The organism is Daejeonella sp., assembly GCF_037719425.1.
Classification (GTDB): domain Bacteria; phylum Bacteroidota; class Bacteroidia; order Sphingobacteriales; family Sphingobacteriaceae; genus Daejeonella.
Genome location: NZ_JBBJNI010000107.1, coordinates 1 through 7,993, shown reverse-complemented (window position 1 = coordinate 7,993; position 7,993 = coordinate 1). Strand labels below are relative to the sequence as shown.

Annotated in this window: 9 protein-coding genes; 2 read left to right on the top strand and 7 right to left on the bottom strand. The window is 41.3% G+C overall.

The window, feature by feature from the left end; genetic code table 11:
• On the bottom strand, positions 1-641 hold a 641-nt coding region (locus WKF69_RS13670), incomplete at its 3' end, for an ABC transporter ATP-binding protein (RefSeq protein ID WP_340382632.1).
• A gap of 204 nt (positions 642-845) precedes the next feature.
• On the opposite strand from WKF69_RS13670, the gene WKF69_RS13665 reads away from it, so the two are divergent.
• Positions 846-1,517 carry an arylesterase gene (locus WKF69_RS13665; RefSeq protein WP_340382631.1) on the top strand — a complete coding sequence of 224 codons (672 nt, stop codon included), beginning with the start codon at positions 846-848 and terminating at the stop codon, positions 1,515-1,517.
• A gap of 98 nt (positions 1,518-1,615) precedes the next feature.
• Here the strand turns inward: WKF69_RS13665 and WKF69_RS13660 are convergent, their stop codons facing one another.
• The 5 genes from WKF69_RS13660 to WKF69_RS13640 form a co-directional block, all read right to left on the bottom strand.
• Positions 1,616-2,944: a HAMP domain-containing sensor histidine kinase gene (locus tag WKF69_RS13660; RefSeq protein WP_340382630.1), complete on the bottom strand. Its 1,329-nt coding sequence runs from the start codon at positions 2,942-2,944 to the stop codon at positions 1,616-1,618.
• Positions 2,944-3,621, bottom strand: coding sequence for a response regulator transcription factor (locus WKF69_RS13655; protein WP_340382629.1), 678 nt, complete (start codon positions 3,619-3,621; stop codon positions 2,944-2,946). The genes WKF69_RS13660 and WKF69_RS13655 overlap by 1 nt, the downstream gene beginning before the upstream one ends.
• 261 nt (positions 3,622-3,882) lie before the next feature.
• A complete protein-coding gene (locus WKF69_RS13650; RefSeq protein WP_340382628.1) occupies positions 3,883-4,224 on the bottom strand; it encodes a hypothetical protein in 342 nt (113 codons plus the stop codon).
• A 298-nt stretch (positions 4,225-4,522) separates the two neighbouring features.
• On the bottom strand, positions 4,523-5,380 hold the full coding sequence (locus tag WKF69_RS13645) for a YihY/virulence factor BrkB family protein (protein ID WP_340382627.1): 858 nt from the start codon (positions 5,378-5,380) through the stop codon (positions 4,523-4,525).
• Positions 5,381-5,635: 255 nt separating this feature from the next.
• Entirely contained in the window at positions 5,636-6,664 is a 1,029-nt protein-coding gene (locus WKF69_RS13640) for a glycerophosphodiester phosphodiesterase family protein (RefSeq protein WP_340382626.1), read from the bottom strand.
• Positions 6,665-6,903: 239 nt separating this feature from the next.
• Between WKF69_RS13640 and WKF69_RS13635 the strand changes: the two genes are divergently transcribed.
• Positions 6,904-7,506 carry an LEA type 2 family protein gene (locus tag WKF69_RS13635; protein WP_340382625.1) on the top strand — a complete coding sequence of 201 codons (603 nt, stop codon included), beginning with the start codon at positions 6,904-6,906 and terminating at the stop codon, positions 7,504-7,506.
• 42 nt (positions 7,507-7,548) lie between these two features.
• On the opposite strand, the gene WKF69_RS13630 is transcribed toward WKF69_RS13635, so the two are convergent.
• On the bottom strand, positions 7,549-7,993 hold a 445-nt coding region (locus WKF69_RS13630; RefSeq protein WP_340382624.1), incomplete at its 5' end, for a WYL domain-containing protein.

The window sequence follows — 7,993 nt, the reverse complement described above, 5'->3', positions numbered from 1 at the left end:
CGGATTATCCGCTGAGTCCTGGACGCCAGTTCAAGATCGTGTGTTACTAAAACAAGCGTAGTACCAGCTTCTTTGTTCAGATCAAAAATTAATTTTACAACCTTTTCGCTTGTTTCCGCATCCAGATTTCCAGTAGGTTCATCGGCGAAAAGGATCTTTGGGGAATTTGAAAAAGCCCGTGCCAACGACACCCGCTGTTGCTCGCCTCCTGACAGCTGACTTGGATAATGATGGCCCCGATCAGCAAGTCCGACTTTATCTAAAAGATCGGCAGCACGGGAGCGTATATTCTTTTCTCCCCTAAGTTCTAAAGGAACCATAACGTTTTCAATTGCTGTTAAGGTGGGGAGCAATTGAAAGTTCTGAAATATAAATCCTACGTGTTGATTCCTAACCTGTGCCCTTTGATCCTCACTTAGATTATCCAATCTTATATGATTTAGTTCAACCATACCAGAACTTGATCTGTCTAAACCTGCACAAAGACCAAGAAGAGTAGTTTTTCCGCTTCCTGACGGGCCTACAATTGACATCGTAGATTTCGCCTCAAGCTCGAAGCTGATATTGTCGAGGACAGTAAGGGTACTTCCGCCACTCTGATATGTTTTAGTAAGATTTTGAATATTCAGGATAATGTCCACGCGGATTCGGTTAAGGTTATTCTAGTCTGGTATTCTTGCAAAATAATGAATTTGAAAGTAGTGAGAGTGTGTGTATTTTAAAAATTCTGCAAGTGTTTGTGGTCACAAGCTGGAGATGTTACACTGTGGAAGAAGAGACGCATGCGCCCAAGGGGTCTCAGGTATGAACCAGAAATCGTAATTTTGCTTTTCTAAAGAAGAACCATGTTTAAAAACATCATATCCCTGCTTATCTCAGGATTTATCCTCAGTTCCTGTGGAGGAAGTATTAATCAGCCCGTAGAAACTACAAAGAACAATAGTCTGCCCACAGCGGACAGCACTCAGAAAAAGAACATTCTCTTCTTTGGCAACAGTTTAACGGCTGGTCTTGGTGTAGAGCCTGACGAAGCATTCCCCGCGCTAATAGGAAATAAAATTGATTCTTTAAATCTCCGATACAAAATTACTAACGCTGGCTTAAGCGGCGAGACAACAGCTGCCGGAAAGGCGCGAATTAACTGGATCTTAAAACAAAAAGTTGATGTTTTTATACTGGAGCTGGGTGCTAACGACGGGTTAAGAGGGATTCCTGTTTCCGAAACGGCAAAAAACCTGCAAGACATCGTCGACCAGGTTAAGGCAAAATATCCCGAAGCAAAGCTAGTTATGACTGGCATGCAGGTACCTCCAAATATGGGTTCAAAGTACGCGTCTGATTTCAGCGTTATCTTCAAACAGATCGCAGACAAAAATAATATGGCACTAGTGCCTTTCCTTCTCGATAAGGTCGGCGGAGTATCCAATTTAAACCAATCTGATGGTATACACCCTACGACTGAAGGGCACCGGATCTTAGCAGATAATGTTTGGGTAGTCTTAAAGGATCTTCTTTAAATAAAAAGGCCCGTTCTAACCCCGGTATCTTTTAAGTAAAATACGCATCCTATTCGGGTTTCGTTCTTTTGGACGACGAACAAACTGGGTTTACAGACCTATTGGATAAGATCGCAGGGGAAGTTGATTATAAACTCTGTCCCTTCATTTACTTCAGAAGTAAGTTCAATAGTTATGGAATGATAATCTGCAATACTTTTAACGATAGAAAGTCCAAGACCATAGCCGCCGGCCTCTTCAGACTTATTAGCTTTTTTGAAACGGTTGAATATTGTGCTTATATCCTCTTTGGGGATTCCAATTCCAGTATCGCTGATTGTTATTGCACAAGAACCATTTACCATCATCTTGTTAGATATGCGGATACTACCGTTCTGCTTGTTATATCTAATGGCATTGTTTATTAAATTGTACATCAGCTGAAATATGAGATCCCGGTTTATACCCTTAAGCACAACCGCTTTTGAAATATCAACATGCATTGTTATTTCCTTTTCATTAAGGCGGTGATTAATTTCCTCCTGAATATCACAGAATAGTTCATACAACGAGGTAGACTCATTTTTACTATATTGATCATTCTCTATCCGTGATATAAGAAGAAGAGAGTGAACAATCCGCTTAAGCCTGTTTAGAGTCCTTTGCATACCTATCAGACGTTCCTGAACCATCTCACTCAATTCAGGTTCTCCCATCAGGTTCTCGATCTTGTTTTGAAGAATGCCAATAGGAGTCATAAGCTCGTGTGATGCGTTGGCAGTGAACTCACGCTCCTTTTCAAAGGCTTCGTGAATTTGCTGCATAAGGTTAATGAGCGACGTATCCAGAAAACTGAAATCTGTGGTTGTAGTTTTTATGGGAACAGAATTTTCGTTGAAGGGGAATTTTCGGTTGCTGATCTTTGTACGGATTATCTTTTCCAACGGACGGAGCAGAAAACGCGTGTAGAAAAGATCTATGATGAGGGTGAAAAGAATCAGGCCCAGAAGCACATATGTTGCTATTTTTTGTAAAGGCCGGTTATACTGATCAATTGTAGCGGTGGTTTTGCCAACTTCCATTAAATATTTTTTGTCTCTCGCCAGAAATGCGTGCTCAAGCACACGATAACTGAGCGTGTCATCTTCTATGATACGTTCGCCAGTATAAATTGTATCAATATTGAAGCTCGTTTCAACGGGTTCAAGAGAGATATACTCTTCTTTAAGCATTGTATAGCTACCATAGCTGTCTTCGCCCTGCAAATAGGTGTTTACTCCATTTTTCGCAACTACTTCCAACACTTTTTCTTTCTGTTGGCGGAGATAGGAGTCTGTATAATCACGAGCGATCCCGCCTACCAGGTACGGCAGAGCAAATACAAAAAGCAGTACGACAGCAAGCTTGGATAGAGTAACGAATAAAGTTAGCTTGCTTATAAGTTTCACTAATGCTTCCTTATTTTATATCCAACACCTCTAACTGTTTCGAGCCATTCGACCGAGCCAAAAGCGCTTAATTTTTTTCGAATGTTTTTTATATGGACGTCAATATAGTTAGAATCGTAATCATCATCTGCAAATGATCCCCAGATGTGCTCACTTAATTGCATTCGTGTTAAGACACGATTCTTATGCAATAGCAAGTAGCTTAGAAGATCAAATTCTTTCCGGGTAAGCTCCACTTCGTGTAGGGTATGGCTAACAATTCTTTTCTGAAGATCTACTGCGAATTCCCCTAAGCTAATTTCCTGGGTATTGAGATTAAACTTTCTCCTGGAGATTGCCTGCATTCTTGATTGAAGCTCAAGCAGTGAAAACGGCTTTGGCAGATAATCATCAGCACCAAGGTCAAGGCCAATTATGCGGTCCTCGATATTCCCCCGTGCTGTGAGAATTATGTAAGCGGCGTCCGGATTTAGCTTCTTGGCCTCCTGAAGTACTTTTAATCCATCCAGATCAGGTAGTCCGAGATCCAGCAAAATGAAATCATAGGGGTTCATTCCCAGCATCTCCAGCCCCTTCCTCGCGTTATGCGCAAGGTCGCAGATATAAAATGCTTTCTTTAGGAATGCTTCGATCTCGTAAGCGAGCGTCTTTTCGTCTTCTATCAGCAGAACTTTCAAAATCAGAATTGATAATATAAACTCAAGTTAAAAAAAATAAGGTAAACTTTCTTTAGCTGTTCGACCATAGTAATTGGCATTGGTGCCATAAATGGCTGCGATCGTTAACGAATGAATTTTTGCAGTTTGACTCTTTCGAACAGCAGTTGTATCCTGCGAAATAAACACGCTTGCGGCAAATTCAGCGAAATGGCAAGTAATATGAACCTCTGTTGCCTGACGCGTCAACTGAGCAGGCTACAATCTAAATCCTCACATCCCTTACTTCGGAACTTTAATTGGCGGCCTATTGATCCTGGCACGATCTATAACCGGCTGAGGTTTCAGCTTAGGTACAGATCTGGGCACTTGCTTGATCGCACGCCTTTGGGCCTCTTTCAGCCTTTCCTCCTGTACATCCTGGGATGGTTTCTCCGGCTTATCCTGATCCTTCCCTGATGGTTTTTTCTTGGCAGTTGAGTCCTGAAACATCAGCAATAGTGATTCTGCAAGCTCACGTCTTATTGGTTTATCAACGATTAGGTCCGAGGCCGTTAACGTTAACGGTGTTAGTGCAACAAAAGCTGCGACAAAAGCCAAATGATAAAAAAGTAAACGTTTCATGGATTGCAAAAATAAAGAAAGTTTGCCTCAAAATGAGGCAAACCATCATTAAAGTATTTCAGATTATTATATATGATAGAAGCATTTAGAATATTAAGTCCCACGGAACCGGTTCTTATCGCGATCATTAACCTTCTAACGCTGGATTTCCTTTGTAAATAACCATTTATCAGATCTCATTTTATTATATATACGAGATTATGATATAAAGATCATGTGCCAACATGAAGGAAATATGAAGTTTGAGAATTATTTTTTTAATTCACCAAAATGGAAACAGACTTTATCTGTATGGCTATTAGACCTTAATTTCTAACGTTTCGACCATAAACGCCTCCTTGACGGGACGGATGGGCTCATCGTAAACTTCACTCAGGACTTTTACAAAGCAACCGCCGTAGTAAAAGATCAGCGCAGAATAGAAAACGAACAACATAATAAGGACCATTGATCCGGAAGTCCCGTAAAGCATACTGATATTACTATTTATCAAAAGTAATCCCAGGATCCATTTACCTATAGTAAACAAGATGGCGGTAAAGAAACCGCTGAGCAGGGCTATCTTCCATTTTGGCCTGCCCACAGTAAGGAACCTAAAAAGACAGGCAAACCAAATGCTCACAAAAACTACGAAAACCAGCTCATTCAGCACCCTATTCAGAAACAATCCTCCGCTACCCCACAGCTCGTCAATATAATTTCCGAGTATTGCCTGCAACCCTTCCAGAAATAACCCGGCAAAAAAAAGGATGCCGGCCAGAAAGATGATAACCAAAGACCTTATCCTATACTTTAAACGAAATATAAAACCCGAATGCGGCCTAATCCTGATGTCCCATATCTGCCCCAGGGAATTCTTTATAACATCAAAAAGCGTCGTAGCTACAAACATTAGAAAGATAAAGCCCAGCACGGTAACATAATGCTCCTGACTCAATCCGCTAACTGCATCAAGAGTTACTTCAACCTGTTTTGCACTTTTTGTTCCCAAAATACGCCCGAGGCGCTCAATAAGGTCCGAGCTCAGTTCATTTGGATCAGCAAAGATCCGGAAGAACTGCGTAAAGATTATCAGTATTGGAGGCAGAGCAAAAGTTGTGAAAAATGCTGTGGCAGCGGCCATCCGTAACGGATCATTTGCTTTTAGTAAGCTCAATGAGCGCCGCATCATTGAACCGAATGCCCGCAAGTTTTGCAATAAATTATGCTCTTTTTTTAGCTTTCTTACCAAGCTTCAAAGGTACAAATTCTTAGTGGTAAGCCCACAGTAGGAGAATCAAGAGCCAGGAACCAGGAATCAAGACCTCTTGCCGACGATTATGTACAACGGCTTAAAGTGTTTTACGTGATAACGCTTTGTGGAAAGTCCTGACTCCTGGCTCTTGGTTCTTGGCTCAATTTAACGAAGACTTTACTTATTAACCAGCCTCAGCAATAGCTCCGGTTCGTTAGTGGTAATAAAATCGATCTTTTTATCAAGGAACCACTTCATCAATGGCTCATCATTCACAGTCCATGCGTTTATAGTAAGGCCTTTTTGCTTAGCCTCATCGATCCATCTCTCGTTTTTCTGAAACACGCTGAAATGATAATCGAAACCCCAAAGCTTATCGGCAGAGAGTACAGCAGGTGACTTATCCCCGTTCAGATATGCAACTCTTGCATAAGGATCAAGCCGTTGCACTTCAAGACAGATATTATAATCGAAACTGATATAATCGATCCAGGCCTGGGCCCTCAAATCTTTCACCATAGCCACAGCTTTCTGAGCCAATTGCAATGCCCTTGTATTGTTGATTGTTGGTTTAATTTCGAGAACAAGCTTGGTGTTGTTTTGATTAAGGCCGGCTTTGAGAAATGCTTCAAGCGTCGGCATATTTTCACCGCTGGATAACTTCAAACTTCCGAGCTGGGAAGCCGAACTTTTTGCAATGGTCAGTCCCTGAATTGTTGGATCGTGGTTTATAACTAAGACGGAATCCGCCGACATATGCACATCAAATTCACTTCCCTGACTGCCAAGCCTGATGGCATGCTGAAGTGCCGCTATTGAATTCTCTGCTGCACCCGTATTCTTCCATGCACCCCGGTGAGCAATCACCCTATTTCTGATAAACTGATCATTTACAATTCTAAATCTTTCGGTCACTTTTGATGATCCGGTTTTCGCCTGGATATTCAGGTCATACCATTTCACATCAGGCTTGATATGCTTTTCGACTATCGAGAGTTTATTATCCTGGATGATGAACATCTTCGCATTTTTTCCCTTAAGCTTGAACACAGCCTTTTCGGCAGAATTTATTTGCAAAGTCCCTACCTCAGTTTTTTCTGGAGAAAAAGTATGATTGCTTATCAGAACTGACATTTTTGATTGTGAAAATGATGGGGCTGAAATAATGGTTAAGGTGATTAGTATACTAAGGGACTTTAATTTCATGGTTGTTGGTGGTTTTGCTGCGCCTGCCTGCGGTAGGCAGGCTCGCAATGACAGCGGTGCATGTTAGTTGTTAGTAAGATCCAATTAATAAATATAAAGTTACTTACTAATACTAATATCATACCCTCCTTTTGAATGTATTTGGCATTCTCAACAAATAAAAACAGGTTCTGACAACTAACTACCAGCAACTAACAACAATTCAATAAGTTTGGCACGAATTCAGCGTTAAGGAATATATGAAAAGATTAACAATTGTGCTGCTGCTTGCCGTGTTACTGGCTGGCTGCGGATTAAATAAACAGGCCCGGCAGATCGAGGCTCTGGAAAAGTGTACCTATGAAATAAGTTCTGCTGATAGTATTTACCTTGCTGGCAGAGACGTAAGCCAATTAGTAAAAAACAGGACTTTAGAGCTTCGGAATGTACCTGAGCTGGCCCTTGCTTTGTTCAGAAAAAACATTCCATTGAAAGCCAGGGTTAATCTAACAATTAGTAACCCAACATCTACCGAGGCTGCCATAAACCAGTTTGAATACATCGTATTAATTAAAAACCAGGAAATCGCTAATGGCTTTGTGAATCAAACGGTCAGCATTGAGCCGGGAGGAACTACAACAGTACCGGTAAGGGTTAATTCAAACATCTATTCTTTCCTTTCCAATGGAAAAACTATGGAGGAGATCATTGATTTCGTGCGGGGTGGTGAAAGCGGGGCTGCGGAACGCAAAGGTGTCGTGACTATAAAGATTAAACCAACTATCGATGTTGGGGGGAAGATGGTGAAGTATCCCGGGTACATTACCATTAATAAGGAGGTTAGCAGTAAAATACTTTTTTAGAATGAGCTAAGAATCAAGAGCCAAGAACCAGGACAGATTGCATCACAAACTTTGTGGAAAGTCCCTGCCTACCGGCAGGCAGGTTGATTCCTGGTTCTTGGTTCCTGAATCATCTGTCATTTTCTTTGACACGGCCAAAACCAATTTACGCACCTCTTCCTTCAAAGCCTCCGGCTGTATTATCGTAGCATGATCTCCGAACATCATAAACCATCGCGCGAAGCCTTGGAGAGATGAACTTAAAAAGCTCATTTCCACTTCCTCATTTTCTTCTATTTGTGAAATAAAACCCTGATAATATTTCTGGTTTTCAAGCCAGTATGCCTTTTCTTTGTTTACTCTGATTATAACCAGTGGCATGCTTTGGTGTTCGGGACTATCCACGTCATACCTGGCGAGGTACTCTTTCAATGTCTGATGCTCTTTGGAGAAATCTGACTTGTCCTGACATAGGTTGACAAAAAACAAGGTCAACGATGAATAGAAA

Excerpts from the sequence above, each read along its gene's own strand:
- WKF69_RS13635 (WP_340382625.1), top strand. The coding sequence starts at position 6,904 with ATGAAAAGATTAACAATTGTGCTGCTGCTTGCCGTGTTACTGGCTGGC.
- WKF69_RS13640 (WP_340382626.1), bottom strand. The coding sequence starts at position 6,664 with ATGAAATTAAAGTCCCTTAGTATACTAATCACCTTAACCATTATTTCA.
- WKF69_RS13650 (WP_340382628.1), bottom strand. The coding sequence starts at position 4,224 with ATGAAACGTTTACTTTTTTATCATTTGGCTTTTGTCGCAGCTTTTGTT.
- WKF69_RS13665 (WP_340382631.1), top strand. The coding sequence starts at position 846 with ATGTTTAAAAACATCATATCCCTGCTTATCTCAGGATTTATCCTCAGT.